The 13,169-nt window shown below is 72.4% G+C and carries 12 protein-coding genes and 1 pseudogene; 8 read left to right on the top strand and 5 right to left on the bottom strand.

Annotated features, from left to right (window positions below; all coding sequences use genetic code 11):
- Positions 1 to 76: 76 nt before the first annotated feature.
- Complete coding sequence (locus FNH04_RS10365; RefSeq protein ID WP_152782611.1) at positions 77 to 2,233, bottom strand: S9 family peptidase; 2,157 nt, start codon at positions 2,231 to 2,233, stop codon at positions 77 to 79.
- A gap of 152 nt (positions 2,234 to 2,385) precedes the next feature.
- Between FNH04_RS10365 and FNH04_RS10360 the strand changes: the two genes are divergently transcribed.
- The 6 genes from FNH04_RS10360 to FNH04_RS10340 all read left to right on the top strand — a co-directional run bounded on the left by FNH04_RS10360 (position 2,386) and on the right by FNH04_RS10340 (position 7,918).
- Positions 2,386 to 2,580 carry a hypothetical protein gene (locus tag FNH04_RS10360; protein ID WP_194236623.1) on the top strand — a complete coding sequence of 65 codons (195 nt, stop codon included), beginning with the start codon at positions 2,386 to 2,388 and terminating at the stop codon, positions 2,578 to 2,580.
- Between the two features lie 160 nt (positions 2,581 to 2,740).
- On the top strand, positions 2,741 to 3,322 hold the full coding sequence (locus FNH04_RS10355; RefSeq protein ID WP_152782608.1) for a hypothetical protein: 582 nt from the start codon (positions 2,741 to 2,743) through the stop codon (positions 3,320 to 3,322).
- 454 nt (positions 3,323 to 3,776) lie between these two features.
- A complete protein-coding gene (locus FNH04_RS46470) occupies positions 3,777 to 3,938 on the top strand; it encodes a hypothetical protein (RefSeq protein ID WP_194236620.1) in 162 nt (53 codons plus the stop codon).
- A 165-nt stretch (positions 3,939 to 4,103) separates the two neighbouring features.
- On the top strand, positions 4,104 to 5,036 hold the full coding sequence (gene mshB / locus FNH04_RS10350; RefSeq protein WP_152782606.1) for an N-acetyl-1-D-myo-inositol-2-amino-2-deoxy-alpha-D-glucopyranoside deacetylase: 933 nt from the start codon (positions 4,104 to 4,106) through the stop codon (positions 5,034 to 5,036).
- Between the two features lie 91 nt (positions 5,037 to 5,127).
- A complete protein-coding gene (locus FNH04_RS10345) occupies positions 5,128 to 5,553 on the top strand; it encodes a DUF6113 family protein (RefSeq protein WP_322722870.1) in 426 nt (141 codons plus the stop codon).
- A 160-nt stretch (positions 5,554 to 5,713) separates the two neighbouring features.
- Positions 5,714 to 7,918, top strand: a complete 2,205-nt coding sequence (locus tag FNH04_RS10340; protein ID WP_152782603.1) for a hypothetical protein — start codon at positions 5,714 to 5,716, stop codon at positions 7,916 to 7,918.
- A 435-nt stretch (positions 7,919 to 8,353) separates the two neighbouring features.
- Here FNH04_RS10340 and FNH04_RS10335 read toward each other — a convergent pair whose 3' ends face one another.
- Together FNH04_RS10335 and FNH04_RS10330 are read right to left on the bottom strand one after the other, a co-directional pair.
- Positions 8,354 to 9,265, bottom strand: coding sequence for a transglutaminase-like domain-containing protein (locus FNH04_RS10335; RefSeq protein ID WP_322722867.1), 912 nt, complete (start codon positions 9,263 to 9,265; stop codon positions 8,354 to 8,356).
- A gap of 17 nt (positions 9,266 to 9,282) precedes the next feature.
- Positions 9,283 to 10,329 carry a GNAT family N-acetyltransferase gene (locus FNH04_RS10330; protein WP_322722866.1) on the bottom strand — a complete coding sequence of 349 codons (1,047 nt, stop codon included), beginning with the start codon at positions 10,327 to 10,329 and terminating at the stop codon, positions 9,283 to 9,285.
- Positions 10,330 to 10,469: 140 nt separating this feature from the next.
- Here FNH04_RS10330 and fdxA point away from each other — a divergent pair, with 140 nt between their 5' ends.
- Positions 10,470 to 10,796, top strand: a complete 327-nt coding sequence (gene fdxA / locus FNH04_RS10325; protein ID WP_030574877.1) for a ferredoxin — start codon at positions 10,470 to 10,472, stop codon at positions 10,794 to 10,796.
- A gap of 161 nt (positions 10,797 to 10,957) precedes the next feature.
- On the top strand, positions 10,958 to 12,049 hold the full coding sequence (locus tag FNH04_RS10320) for a bifunctional succinyldiaminopimelate transaminase/glutamate-prephenate aminotransferase (RefSeq protein ID WP_322722864.1): 1,092 nt from the start codon (positions 10,958 to 10,960) through the stop codon (positions 12,047 to 12,049).
- Positions 12,050 to 12,163: 114 nt separating this feature from the next.
- Here the strand turns inward: FNH04_RS10320 and FNH04_RS47490 are convergent, their stop codons facing one another.
- Complete coding sequence (locus FNH04_RS47490) at positions 12,164 to 12,532, bottom strand: ATP-binding protein (RefSeq protein ID WP_228031267.1); 369 nt, start codon at positions 12,530 to 12,532, stop codon at positions 12,164 to 12,166.
- 362 nt (positions 12,533 to 12,894) lie between these two features.
- Positions 12,895 to 13,169: pseudogene (locus FNH04_RS46465) on the bottom strand (heavy metal transporter); the annotation flags it as partial.

Here is a 13,169-nt window from a genome sequence, read left to right as displayed (position 1 = left end):
AGTCTGAACAGCGTACGGCCGTGCGGGTGCCGTAAACGGGCCGGGATGCGCCATGTCATCCCGGCCCGTTGCTTGCCTACGCCAGGCCCAACGAGCGCTTCAGGAAGTCCACCTGAAGCAGCAGCAGGTTCTCCGCGACCTGTTCCTGCGGGGTCATGTGGGTGACCCCGGACAGCGGCAGCACCTCGTGCGGGCGGCCTGCGGCGAGGAGCGCCGAGGACAGGCGCAGGGTGTGGGCGGCCACCACGTTGTCGTCGGCGAGACCGTGCACGATCATCAGCGGGCGGTGCGGCTCGGCGGGCGAGGAGAGGCCGTCACCGGTGATCAGCGAGCTGCGGTCGTACGCGGCCGGGGTGGTGCCGGGATCGCCCAGATACCGTTCCGTGTAGTGGGTGTCGTACAGCCGCCAGTCCGTGACCGGGGCGCCCGCGATGCCCGCGTGGAAGACGTCGGGGCGGCGCAGCACGGCCAGGGCCGCCAGCCAGCCGCCGTACGACCAGCCGCGGACGGCCACCCGGTCCAGGTCCAGCGGGAAGGTTTTGGCCAGGTCGTGCAGGGCGTCGACCTGGTCGTGCAGGGACACGACGAAGTCGCCGTCGACAGCCTTCTCCCACGCGGGCGAACGCCCCGGCGTCCCGCGCCCGTCCGCCACGACCACCGCGAAACCCTGGTCGGCGAACCACTGCGAGGTCAGATGCGGATTGTGCGCGGCGACGACCCGCTGGCCGTGCGGACCGCCGTACGGATCCATGAGGACCGGCAGGGGAGTGTCACCGTGGTAGTCCGTAGGCATAAGCACGGCGCACGGTACGTGGCGTGCGCCCCCCTGTGTCAGCGTCACGCGCGGGGACAGACCGGGATGTTCCGCCCAGGACGCGATGGCCGCCACCGGCTTGCCGTCCCGCAGCACCCGCACCTTGGCGCCCGGCTCGTCCGGCACCGCCGAGATCAGCACGGTGACACGCCCGGCGCGTACCGCCGAGTGCACTCCGGGCTCCTGTGACACGCGCTCCACGCCCAGCTCGTTCACGCGGTACACGTGCACCTGGCCGATCTCCGGGTCCTCGGCTCCCTCACCGGCCGACGCCGCGACCAGCACGTCCTCGTCCGCGACGTCGAGCACCGCGCGGACGTGCAACTGCGGTCCCGTCAGCGGCCGTTCCCCCACCGCGAGCACCCGCGCGCCGCCCTCGTCGGCGATCCGGACGAGCTGTCCGGACGGTGTCCAGGCCGGAACGCCACCGAAAAGTTCAAGCCAATGTGGATCTTCGTCCGCGTGCACCATCCGGGTCGCCCCCGAGTCCGGGTCCACGGCCAGGAACAGCTGGCTGCGCTGGTCCCTGGCCTGTACCAGGATCAGCGGCACACCCGCCGCTGACCAGTGCACATGCGCCAGATACGGGTAGCGCGCCCGGTCCCAGACCACCTCGGTGCGGTGCCCTCGGAGGTCCACGGCGAAGAGCCGTACGTCCGCGTTGTCCGTGCCCGCCGCCGGGTACGCGACCTGCTGGGGCGCCCGTTCCGGATGGGCCGGATCGGAGATCCACCAGCGCTTCACCGGCGTGTCGTCCACGCGCGACACGAGCAGCCGGTCCGAGTCGGGCGACCACCAGAAACCCCGCGAGCGCCCCATCTCCTCGGCCGCGACGAACTCCGCGAGACCGTACGTGACGTTCTCCGCGGCCTCCTCGGCGAGCACCGTGTCGCCCGCGCCCTCGGCCCCGACGACCCGCAGGGCGCCCCGGGCGACGTACGCCACGTACCGTCCGTCGGGGGAGGGGCGCGGGTCGATCACCGGGCCCGGGACGTTCAGTTCCCGTGCCGTACCGGCCCGCAGCTCGGCCACGAAAAGCCGCCCCGACAAGGAGAAGGAGGCCAGCTCGACGGCGGAGTCGGTGGCGTAGCCGACGATGCCGACACCACCCTCGCGGCTGCGTTCGCGGCGCGCCCGCTCCTCGGCGGACAGCTCCTCCAGGGCGCCGCCCAGCAGGGCCTCGGGGTCGGCCGCGACCCTTCCCGGACCTTCGGCCGGGGGGACCCCCGTGCCGCTTCGCTCCCCGCCGTCCGTAAGGTCGTGCACCCACAGCTTGTTCGCGCGGTCGGTGCCGGAGGCGGACCGCAGGAACACGACACGGGAACCGTCCGGGGCGATGGTGAAGGAACGCGGCGCGCCGAGGGTGAACCGCTGGGTGCGCGCCTGCCGGCGGGGGAAGGATTCGGGCTCGGTGGTCATGAGTCGACCATATTGGCCATGCGCCCCCTTGTGCGGCTGTGCGCCGATCGATGCGCGCGTACCGGTAGTTATGATCACTACCGCTGCGTGGGTATGAACCTGCTGGCTGCTGTATGTATTTACAGATACTGCGTCTTTGGAGGTGAACCGCCGTGGCACTCTCGATTTCGGCGGTGGTGCTGCTGGCGATCATCGTCTTCCTCCTGATCAAGAAGTCAGGACTGAAGGCCGGCCACGCCATCGTGTGTGTTCTCCTCGGGTTCTATCTCGCCTCCTCCACCATCGCGCCGACGATCAGCGAGCTCACGACGAACATCGCGGGCATGATCGGCGGCATCAAGTTCTGAGCTCCGGCGCCGCGGCCTCCGGGAGCGCCGGGAGACGGATGACCGGAGCCGGCGTATGAGCCGGCACGGCATGCGGTAGGTTCCCGCACTGCGTCCCCATGCCGGCCGGGAAGCCGCCGATCTCCGCGGGGCGCTCGAAGTGAGCCTCGGGGAGGGCGGGTTGAGCGCGGGCAGGTCACCGTCGCCGCAGTGGCGCAAACCCTCGCCGCTGGGGCTCGGGGTCGCCGTCGACGCCGTCAGCAATGTCGCCGCCCCGCTGCTGGCGGGGTTCGCGGTCGCCGCCATCGGGGTGGTCGGCGCGGACAGCGACAAGTTCCGCTGGCCGGGGCCGGTCCTGCTCTGTCTGACGGTGTCGGCACTGCTGTTCGTCACCTGCGTCCAGTTCGGGTTCCATGCCCGGCGGCACCTCTACTCGTACGCCGACATCACCGCCTGGTGGTCGGAGGAGGAGCTCAGGGACCACCGCGACCTGCTGCGCGAGGAACAGAACATCGACTTCCGGCTCTGGGACCGCTGGCGGGGCCGGGCCTACGCGGCGTACAGCGGTGGCATGGTCATGCTCTGGGTAGGGGTCTCCCTTGTTCTGGCGCCACCGACCACGGGTAACTCCTCCGACACGGGCTTCCGCTGGGCCGCGGCGGCGGTGGCGGCGGGTGCCGCGCTGGGCGAGGCCGTGTGGAGCGCGTATCCGCCGGTGAAGCGCTGGGTCGAGCGGCGCAGGGTTCTCAGGAGGACCGCATGACGGACAACAGGGAGACCACATGACGGGCAACCCGGAGCCGCCCGGTCAGGACCGGCCTCCGGAGCCGGAGGACCCCTCCCTGCCGCCGTGGGCGCAGCGGCCACCACAGCCGCTGGAAGGGCCCGTGACCGCTGGTTCCCCACCGTTGTCGAGGGATGCCTGTCCGGCGTGCCACCACACGTGGAAACACCAGCCGGGTTGCGAGCTGGAGTTACTGAGCGTGGAAAACGCGTCCCTGCTCGGCTACGAGGCCGCGCGTGAGCGCGTCCGGTCACGTCCGAACCGGGCGGGCGACGGCCTGCCGCCACCGTCACTCCTCCCGCCACCGGTACTCCCGCCCGCGCGGACCTGGCACGGCGCGCGCGTCGGGAGCGCGCCACCACCCAGCCCCGCCTGTCCGAGCTGTCATCACACCCGGAAACACCAGCCGGGCTGCGAACTGGAGTCGCTGAGCGTGAAGGACACGTCCCTGCTCGGCTACGAGGCCGCGCGCGACCGCGTCCGCACGCTCTCCGCCGGGGAGGGCACCACGCCGCCCGGCCCGTGGACCGCGACGCCGCCCGGTCCGCGGCCCGGCGCGGTCCGCGGGTGGCTGCGACGGCTGCTGCGGCGCTGAACGACGCGCCGGCGAAGCCGGGGGGCTTCGCGGGGCCGCCCAGGCCGGTGTTCAACAGGTACGCGCCTCATCACTCACTGTGACCCCGTGACCTCGCTTCCCCCGGCTCCCCATGATTGACCCATGTCCCCCCTGCCGCGGCGCGTCGCCTCGTAGGGTGGGGCCATGAGCGATCTGCCTGCCCGTCGTCTGCTCCTGGTGCACGCGCATCCGGACGACGAGTCGATCAACAACGGCGCGACCATGGCCAAGTACGCGGCCGAAGGCGCCCAGGTGACGCTGGTGACCTGCACCCTCGGCGAGGAGGGCGAGGTCATCCCGCCCCACCTCGCCCGCCTGGCCTCCGACCGCGACGACGCCCTGGGCCCGTACCGCGAGGTCGAACTGGTCGAGGCCATGAAGCAGCTCGGCGTCACCGACCACCGGTTCCTCGGCGGCCCCGGGCGCTTCCGCGACTCCGGGATGATGGGCGTCGAGCAGAACGACCGCGAGGGCGCCCTGTGGGCCACGGAGATCGACGAGGCCGCGGGCCACCTCGTCGAGGTGATCCGCGAGGTCCGTCCCCAGGTTCTCGTCACCTACGACCCGAACGGCGGCTACGGCCACCCCGACCACATCCAGACCCACCGCGTCGCCATGCGCGCCGCGGACCTGGCCGCCGAGCCGGACTTCCGTCCCGAGCTGGGCGACCCCTGGGAGATCGCCAAGGTCTACTGGAACCGGGTGCCGCGTTCCGTGGCCATCGAGGGCTTCGCCCGGCTGCGCGAGGCGCTCGCCGAGCCCCGGGGGCTGCCCTTCACCAAGATCGCCTCCGTCATCGACATACCCGGTGTCGTCGACGACTGGATCGTCACCACCGAGATCGACGGCAGCGCCTTCGCCTCCGCGAAGGCCGCGGCCATGCGGGCGCACGCCACGCAGATCGCGGTCGCGGAGCCCTTCTTCGCGCTCTCCAACGAGCTGGCGCAACCGCTGTTCACCACCGAGTACTACGAGTTGGTGCGAGGCAGACGCGAAGGGGGCGGGCGCGAGACCGACTTGTTCGAGGGCGTCGAAGGGAACGTTTCGGCGACAGGGCGGAACGGAACGGGCCTTTGATGCGTACGACTGTGTATGTGCGGACGACGGTGCATGACGGACACGCGTGGCTCGCGGCCGGTGCGGGAAGGGCTGGTGCCTCGTGAAGGCGGTGGGCAAGCAGCAGGCGAGCGGCCACGGCAGCGCGCTCGCACAGCCGTTGACGGTGCCCCCGGGCGGACGGGCCGCCGCCTACCTGGGGCTCTTCCTGCTCGGCGCCGTGGTCGGAGCGGCCGGGAGCCTGGTCCAATCCGCCCTGTTCCCGGGCGGGTTGCTGCTCGGGCTGCTGGGCTCGGCCGGTCTGTTCCTGGGCGGGGCGTACGCGATGGGCTCCAGGGCGGGGGCTGTTGCGCCCGCAGCCGGCTGGATGGTCTCCGTCATCCTGCTCACCGCCAGCCGTCCCGAAGGGGACTTCCTCTTCGGCGCGGGAGTCGGCTCGTACCTCTTCCTGCTCGGTGGCATGGCTGTTGCTGTGATGTGCGCCACGCTTGGCCCGGGGCGGCAACCGGACGGCCCCGGCGTCCGACTTGCCAAATGACGTACCACTTCGCCATAAAGCGTCGGTGGAGGGCCCGTGTGGGTTTCCCCAGCGGTCGTGGGATACGGGCGAGAAGTGGCCAGTATGGTGGTGCGCGCCGCCGAGCTGCCCGCTGTGTTGAGGTCGTCACGGGCGGCGAAGCCAATCGGGAGAACCTGCCTTGAGTCGTGAAACTGACACTTCGTCCTCCGGGCCCAACGGGCACGGTGGAGCCGCGTACCCGTCGGGGACGCCGCCGTACGGCACCCCCACGGCTTCCGACAGCGGTGCCGAGCCGGCCCGTTCGGCAGCGGGCACGCGATCGGAAGGTCCCAAGACGGAGACCACGCTGACGACGCGCGTCCGGATCAACATCCCCGGATCGCGCCCCATCCCGCCGGTCGTCGTCCGCAAGCCGGTGGCGGAGGCCGAGGCCGCGAAGGACGAGACGGGCACCGAGTCGGAGACCACCGGCACGGTGGCCATGCCCGTGCTGACGGACACCGCCCCGCCGTCGCCGGAGCCCTCCGCTCCGGCCGAGGAGAAGGCCAACGACTGGTTCGCGCCACGCAAGCCCGGGGCCCCCAAGGGCGGTTCGGGCGGTGGATCCACCAACGGCGCCGGTTTCCCGGCCGGTTCCGGAGCCTCGGGGGCTTCGGGACCGTCGGGTACGCAGGGCGGCCCCGGTGCGGGTTCCCCGGGTGCCGCGGGTGGTTCCGGCGGCGGCCCTCGTCCCCTCGGCGCGAACGGTGCCGGCCCGCTGGGCGGCGGGGGCGGTTCCCGTCCGGGCGGCACGAACGGCGCGGGGCTCCCCGGTGCCACCGGCGCCGGACCCGTGGCGCCCGGCCACGGCGGCGGAACCGGCTCCTTCGACGTGTCGGCCGCGCTGGCATCCGGTCCGCTGGGCGACCCGGGGCGGCGCGACGACCTGCCGTACTTCTCGGACGACGGCTCGAACGGCACGCATGGCGCGAACGGCCGGAGCGGCGGGCGGGGCCCCGCCGGACCGAGCGGTCCGACCAGCGGCCCGGTCACCGGCGACAGCCCGCTGGCGTCGCTCACGGGCCCGGCCCAGGGCTTCGGCGGTCCGGGCGGCGGCCCGGGCGGCGGCCCGGCCTCCGGCCCCTTCGGCGGTCCCGGCCGTGACTTCTCCGGCCCAGGCGGCGGGCTCAGCGACGACACCGCTGTCCTGACGCCCCAGCGCCCCGCGCCCGAGCCGGGCACCCAGCAGACGTACGACGGCCCCGGCGGCCCCCGGGAGAACGTCTCCGGGCACACCCTGACCAGCGGCATCCCAGTGGTCCCGCCCGGTGCGCAGAGCTCGCCCTTCGGGCCGGGCGCCTCCGCCGAGCGGGCAACGGGACCGCACACACCGCCGAAGCTGCCGGACCCGGCGCAGTCGGCGACGGCCACCTCGTCGAAGCCGGCCAAGAAGAAGGGCCGCAGCAAGCTGGTGCTGCTGGGCGGCGGCCTCGTGGTCGTCGCGGCCGGTGTGTACGGCGCCGGGCTGCTCATGAACCACTCCGACGTGCCCAAGGGCACCACCGTGCTCGGCGTCGACATCGGCGGCGGCACCCGGGACGAGGCCGTCAAGAAGCTCGACGAGGCCCTCGGGGACCGTACGGACAAGGCGCTCAAGCTGTCCGTCGACGGCGACACCGTGTCGCTCAAGCCGGACCAGGCGGGCCTCCAGCTCGACGCCGACGCCACGGTCGGCGCCGCCGCCCAGAGCGACTACAACCCGGTGTCGGTGATCGGCTCGCTGTTCGGGCAGGAGCGGGTAGTCGAGCCCGTCATGCCCGTCGACGGGGAGAAGCTGCGGGCCGCCCTGGAGCGCGCCGCGGGCGGCTCCGGCTCGGCCACCGACGGCACGATCAAGTTCGAGTCCGGCAAGGCCGTCGCCGTGTACGGCAAGACGGGCAAGGGCATCGCCGTCACGCAGTCCACGAAGGCCGTCGAGGAGGCGTACCGCACCCAGGTCGCGACCGGTACGACCGACCCCGTGAAGCTGCCCACGACCACCCAGGAGCCGTCGGTCTCCAAGGCCGAGGTCGACCGGATGATGAGCGAGTTCGCGAAGCCCGCGATGTCCGGGATAGTCACGGTTAAGGTGGACTCGGGCCCGCAGTTCATCCAGTTCAGCCCGGAGAACTCCCTGTGGAAGTTCCTCGGCGTGAAGGCCCAGGACGGCAAGCTCGTCGAGTACTACGACAGGCCGGCGCTGAAGGAGCTGTACGGCACCACCTTCGACGGCGTCCTGATCACGCGGGGCAACGGCAAGAAGACCGCGGTGACGCCGGAGGACGTGATCGGCGTCCTGCGCAAGGCCCTCCTCGGCAAGACGGAGGCGGAGCGCACGGGCGTGATCGAGACGAACCCGAGCTGACGGTTCGGGCTCGCGTCGCCGAGCGGCGAGGCCGCTGAGGGGCACCCGGTTCGAGCCGGGTGCCCCTTCGCCGTGCAGGCGCCTCCTTGCGAGGACGCGAGCAAAGCCCACGGGGAGCACCCCTACCCGCAACAAACCGGCACTCGCCGACCACCCCGAACCCCAGTGGCGCCCAGGCGAAAGGGGGCGCGGGGAACGGCGCGCTCAGCCACAACAAACCGGCACGCGCCGACCACCCCGAACCTCAGCGGCGCCGAGGCGAAAGGGGGCGCGGGGAACGGCGCGCCCAGCCACAACACACCCGCACTCGCCCACCAACCCGAACCTCAGCGGCGCCGAGGCGAAAGGGGGCGCGGGGAACGGCGCGCCCAGCCACAACACACCCGCACTCGCCACCACCCCGTACCCCGGCGGAGCCGAGACGCACACCGTTCCTCAGTTCAGCATCGCCCGAGCCTCCCGAGCCTGCCCCCGCACCCGCTCACCCGCCGACGGATCAACCCCCTCCACGACCTCGGCATACGCGTCCAGCTCCGCGGCCCCCCGCAGAAAGTCCCCACGCCGCACCAGCAGCTGGGCATGCTCGTACCGCAGCCGCGCCGGGTGCGAGGGCAGCAGCAGGCTCAACTCGACCGCCCACAGCGACACATCGGACTGCTCGGGCCGCGCGGCAGCCCACGCCCGGATGTTGTTGAGCACACGCAGCACCACGTCCAGCGGCGCGGCAGGCGTGAGCATCGACGGATCGAGCGCCGCACCCGTGGCCCCCGCGACCAGCAGTTCCGCATCCCCGCCGGTCAGGAGACGCCCTCCGTCGAACGGATCGGCGAGCACCTGCCCCTCGAGCGGGCCGGACCCCTGCGCACCGAACTCCTGCGCACCGAACTCCTGCGCACCGAACTCCTGGGAACCGAAGCCCACCACGAAGTGCCCCGGCAACGCGACCCCGTACACGGGCGCCCCCGCCCGGCGCGCGATCTCCATCCACACCACCGAGAGCAGGATGGGCAGCCCGCGCCGCCGCCGCAGCACCTCGTGCAGCAGGGAGGACTCCAGCCGCTGGTAGTCGCCGGGCGAGCCGTGGAACCCGTACCGCCCACCGAGAAGCTCCGACAACGCGAGCGCCCAGGCGCGCGGGCCGCCGGGGCGGAACGGCACCTGCCCCGCCAGCCGGTCCAGCTCGATCTGGGCCGCGTCCATCCCCGCGTCGTCCAGTGCCCCGTCCCCGGCCGCCCCCACCAGCAGGCACAGCGTCACCAGGTCCGGCCGACCGGACCGCGCCTCCTCCCCGAACCGTCGCCGCACCTCGGCGGCCCGCTCCGGCTCCGGTGGCTGTGGAGCACGCACACCACTTTCGTGCCCGGTCACAGTGATCGGTACGACTCGACGGAGGAGCCGCCGGCCACGGAACCGGGATCCTCCGGCTCGCGATAGTGGTGGTACGCGTGGTGCGCCCCGAAGCCCATCGCCGCGTACAGAGCCCGCGCCCCCGCGTTGTCCTCCTCCACCTGGAGCCAGCCGGCCGAGGCCCCCTCGTCCATGGCCTGGCGGGCGAGCGCGGTCATGACGGCCGTTGCCAGACCCTGGCGGCGGCGGGCGGGGTCGACCTCCACCGCGGCGAAACCCGCCCAGCGGCCGTCCACCACACAGCGCCCGATCGCCGCCGGAGGCTCGCCCACGGGGCCCGGCGCCGACGCGAACCACACTGAGGGCCCGCTCCCCAGCACCTCCAGCGCGACCTCGCTCACGCCCTTGCGCTGATAGCGGCTCAGCCACGCCTCGTCCGCCGTCCGCGAGAGCACGACCCCACCGGGCAGCTCCCGGTCCGCGACGGGCGCCAGTGAGCCGACCCAGAGCTCGGCCGTCACCTCCCGCGTCCAGCCGCGCCGCTCCAGTTCCTCGCAGAGGGGCTCCTGCGTGCCCTCGGCGCCGGTGGAGACCTGCACGTACGCGGGGAGCCCACGCGCGGCGTACCAGGCCCGTACGGACGTCAGCGCCTCGTCCAGCGGCAGCCCCGGCTCACCGACCGGCAGCACCGAGTTGGCACGGCGCGTGTAGCCGGACGCGGCCCGCAGCTCCCAGTCGCCGAGCCGCTCCCGCTCCACCGGCTGCCAGGCCCGCGACGCCACCCGCGCCAGTTCCTCGTACGAGGCCGACGGGCCCCGCCGCCGGACCGGAGCGGGCGGCACCACCTTGCCCGCGACCAGCGACGACTCCGGTATCCGGACCCGCTCACCGTCGCGCCGTGTGACCACCAGCACACCGGCGTCCCATGATGTGAGAACACCGACCGTGTCGGTGAACTTCTCACCCTTGGGGGCGTCCTTCTCGATTCGCCGGACCGAGACACGTTTGCCCACGTCAGCCGTGGTGACGCGGACCTCGAGCCGCCCGCCGACAGAGAATTCCACAGGTCGGTCCACCCCTCCTGTTCGGATCATGCCCAGGAACGGAGATACTAGGTGCGGGCATCGACGACGCCGCGCTCCCGCGCGCCAGGCGGCGGAGCCTGAGGAGGCCCGCCAGCGCCCTATCGAGGAGGAACGACAGCGTGACCTACGTCATCGCAGAGCCTTGTGTCGACGTCAAGGACAAGGCGTGCATCGAGGAGTGCCCGGTCGACTGCATCTACGAGGGCCAGCGATCCCTCTACATCCACCCGGACGAATGCGTCGACTGTGGTGCCTGTGAGCCGGTCTGCCCGGTTGAGGCGATCTTCTACGAGGATGACACCCCGGAGGAGTGGAAGGACTACTACAAGGCGAACGTCGAGTTCTTCGACGAGCTCGGTTCTCCGGGCGGCGCCAGCAAGCTGGGGCTGATCGAGCGTGACCACCCCTTCGTCGCGGGCCTGCCCCCGATGAACCAGGGCCACTGAGCGGTCGGCCGGTCCTCACCCGCGCCGCCTCGGTCCCGTACGGCCCGATCGCCCTGATCGACGTACGGGACCGAGGCGTTTGCCGTACGAGCGGGATGAACGGCGTGGGCGCCTCGCCGCACCCGGTGGCGAACGTACGTACGAGAAAGTGAGCCAGATCCGTGTCCGCAGTCTCCGACCGACTTCCCACCTTCCCCTGGGACCGGCTCGAGCCCTACAAGGCGACGGCCGCAGCGCACCCGGGCGGCATCGTCGACCTCTCCGTCGGCACTCCGGTCGACCCGGTCCCCGAGCTGATCCAGAAGGCCCTGGTGGCCGCGGCCGACTCCCCGGGCTACCCGACGGTCTGGGGCACCCCCGAGCTGCGGAACGCGATCACGGGCTGGGTGGAGCGCCGCCTCGGCGCCCGCGAGATCACCCACCGGCACGTCCTCCCGATCGTCGGCTCGAAGGAGCTCGTCGCCTGGCTGCCGACGCAGCTGGGCCTCGGCCCCGGCGACCGGGTCGCGTACCCGCGCCTGGCCTACCCGACGTACGAGGTCGGTGCCCGCCTCGCCCGCGCCGAATACGTGGCCTACGACGACCCGGCCGAGCTGGACCCGACGGGCCTCAAGCTGCTGTGGCTGAACTCGCCGTCGAACCCGACGGGCAGGGTGCTCGGCAAGGAGGAGCTCACCCGGATCGTCGCCTGGGCCCGCGACCACGGCGTCCTCGTCTTCTCCGACGAGTGCTACATCGAGCTGGGCTGGGAGGCCGACCCGGTCTCCGTGCTCCACCCGGACGTGTGCGGCGGTTCGTACGACGGGATCGTCTCGGTCCACTCCCTCTCCAAGCGCTCGAACCTGGCGGGCTACCGCGCGGCCTTCCTCGCCGGTGACCCGGCGGTCCTCGGTCCGCTGCTGGAGATCCGCAAGCACGGCGGCATGATGACGTCCGCGCCGACCCAGGCTGCCGTGGTCGCGGCCTTGGGTGACGACGAGCACGTCCGCGAGCAGCGGGAACGGTACACGGCCCGCCGTGGGCTCCTCCGCGACGCCCTGCTGAGGCACGGCTTCCGTATCGAGCACAGCGAGGCCAGTCTCTATCTGTGGGCGACCCGCGACGAGTCCTGCTGGGACACGGTGGCCCACCTCGCGGACCTGGGCATCCTGGTCGCGCCGGGCGACTTCTACGGTCCGGCGGGCGACCGGTTCGTCCGCGTGGCGCTGACGGCGGCGGACGAGAGGGTGACGGCGGCGGTGGAGCGGCTCTGACCCGCTGAATCCGCGCATCGCGAACGGCACGAAAGGAGGGGCCCGGGGAACGAAAGCGTTCCCCGGGCCCCCTCGCGCACGTCGTGCGTGACGTACGGCGTACGACCGCGACCGTCAGCCGAGCGGCAGGGTGCCCTTCAGGGGCGTCCCCTGGGGCAGCAGGTTCTTCCGGTCCTTGGGGCCGGCGGGCATGCCGTCGCTCACCTTCACGTGGTCACCCAGGGCGCGCTCGGCCGAGCGCGTCGCGTCCGCCTCGGCCTTCCGGGAGATGCTCTCACCGGTCTGGTCCACGGTCGGCGTCGTCTCGACGGCGTCCTTGTCGCCGTCGGCCGTCCCGTCCAGGGCGGCCAGTCCGCCCAGGTTCGGGGTGGCCGGGAGGTCGGGCGCCGCGCTCGCGGAGCCGGCCGCACCGACCACGGAGGCCGCTCCCGCTGCGGTGAGCAGCGCGGCACGGGCGATCCGGCGGGTCAGGGGGAGGGACATGATGCTCCTTTGACGGGGAGGGGAACGGTGAGGTGTCCGGCCGGCCCCGGGGATGAGCGGCCGGCCGCCGACCGATCCTTGATCCTTGGACCAGTGATCGTTCCGGGCTCGGACGCAGTGACTACCGCTCGAAGCCCGCGAAGGTTGCGGTGCCCCGTCGTAAAGAGTTGGTAATGCGTCGCATTATCGGATGCGGATGAAAACGGGCAAAGAGAATCCCGTCACCAGGCCCCGGGAATCCTCACGGCCCTTGTTCTCAAGGGGTGTCGCGGGTTTCCGGAGCGACGCGGGGGGAGGGCGAGGGCCTGATCGCATCGCCGGCGGGAAGCGAGGGACGTACCCCCGGCGGGTGAACGGCGCGCCTACTGTCCAGTGACGATTCGAACCTCGGCGAGGGAGGCGCTACCGGCGTCCGCGCCTCCGTCCGCCGGCTTGCGCCACGCGCCCGCCCTGCCGCCGGCGACCCACTCCCGGCCCGCGTACGAGACCCGCTCTATGTGCAGCGTCGCCGAGTTGGCGACGGCCCAGTGCGCGAGCTCCCACCCGCGGCGGCGGAGGGAGTCCTCGGAGGCCGAGCCGGAGCCGGGGCGCACGGGGATGGCGAGGGCGTTGGCGGCGGGGGCCGACGGGATGGGGG

The sequence above is a fragment of the Streptomyces phyllanthi genome, assembly GCF_009377205.1.
Taxonomy (GTDB): Bacteria; Actinomycetota; Actinomycetes; order Streptomycetales; family Streptomycetaceae; genus Streptomyces; species Streptomyces phyllanthi.
Note: the sequence above shows the minus strand (reverse complement) of the source record. Positions and strands in the feature narration are given on the sequence as shown.

What these genes read in the sequence shown, in the direction of transcription:
- FNH04_RS10365 (WP_152782611.1), bottom strand. Translation starts at nt 2,233, where the DNA reads ATGACCACCGAGCCCGAATCCTTCCCCCGCCGGCAGGCGCGCACCCAG.
- mshB (WP_152782606.1), top strand. Translation starts at nt 4,104, where the DNA reads ATGAGCGATCTGCCTGCCCGTCGTCTGCTCCTGGTGCACGCGCATCCG.
- FNH04_RS47490 (WP_228031267.1), bottom strand. Translation starts at nt 12,532, where the DNA reads ATGTCCCTCCCCCTGACCCGCCGGATCGCCCGTGCCGCGCTGCTCACC.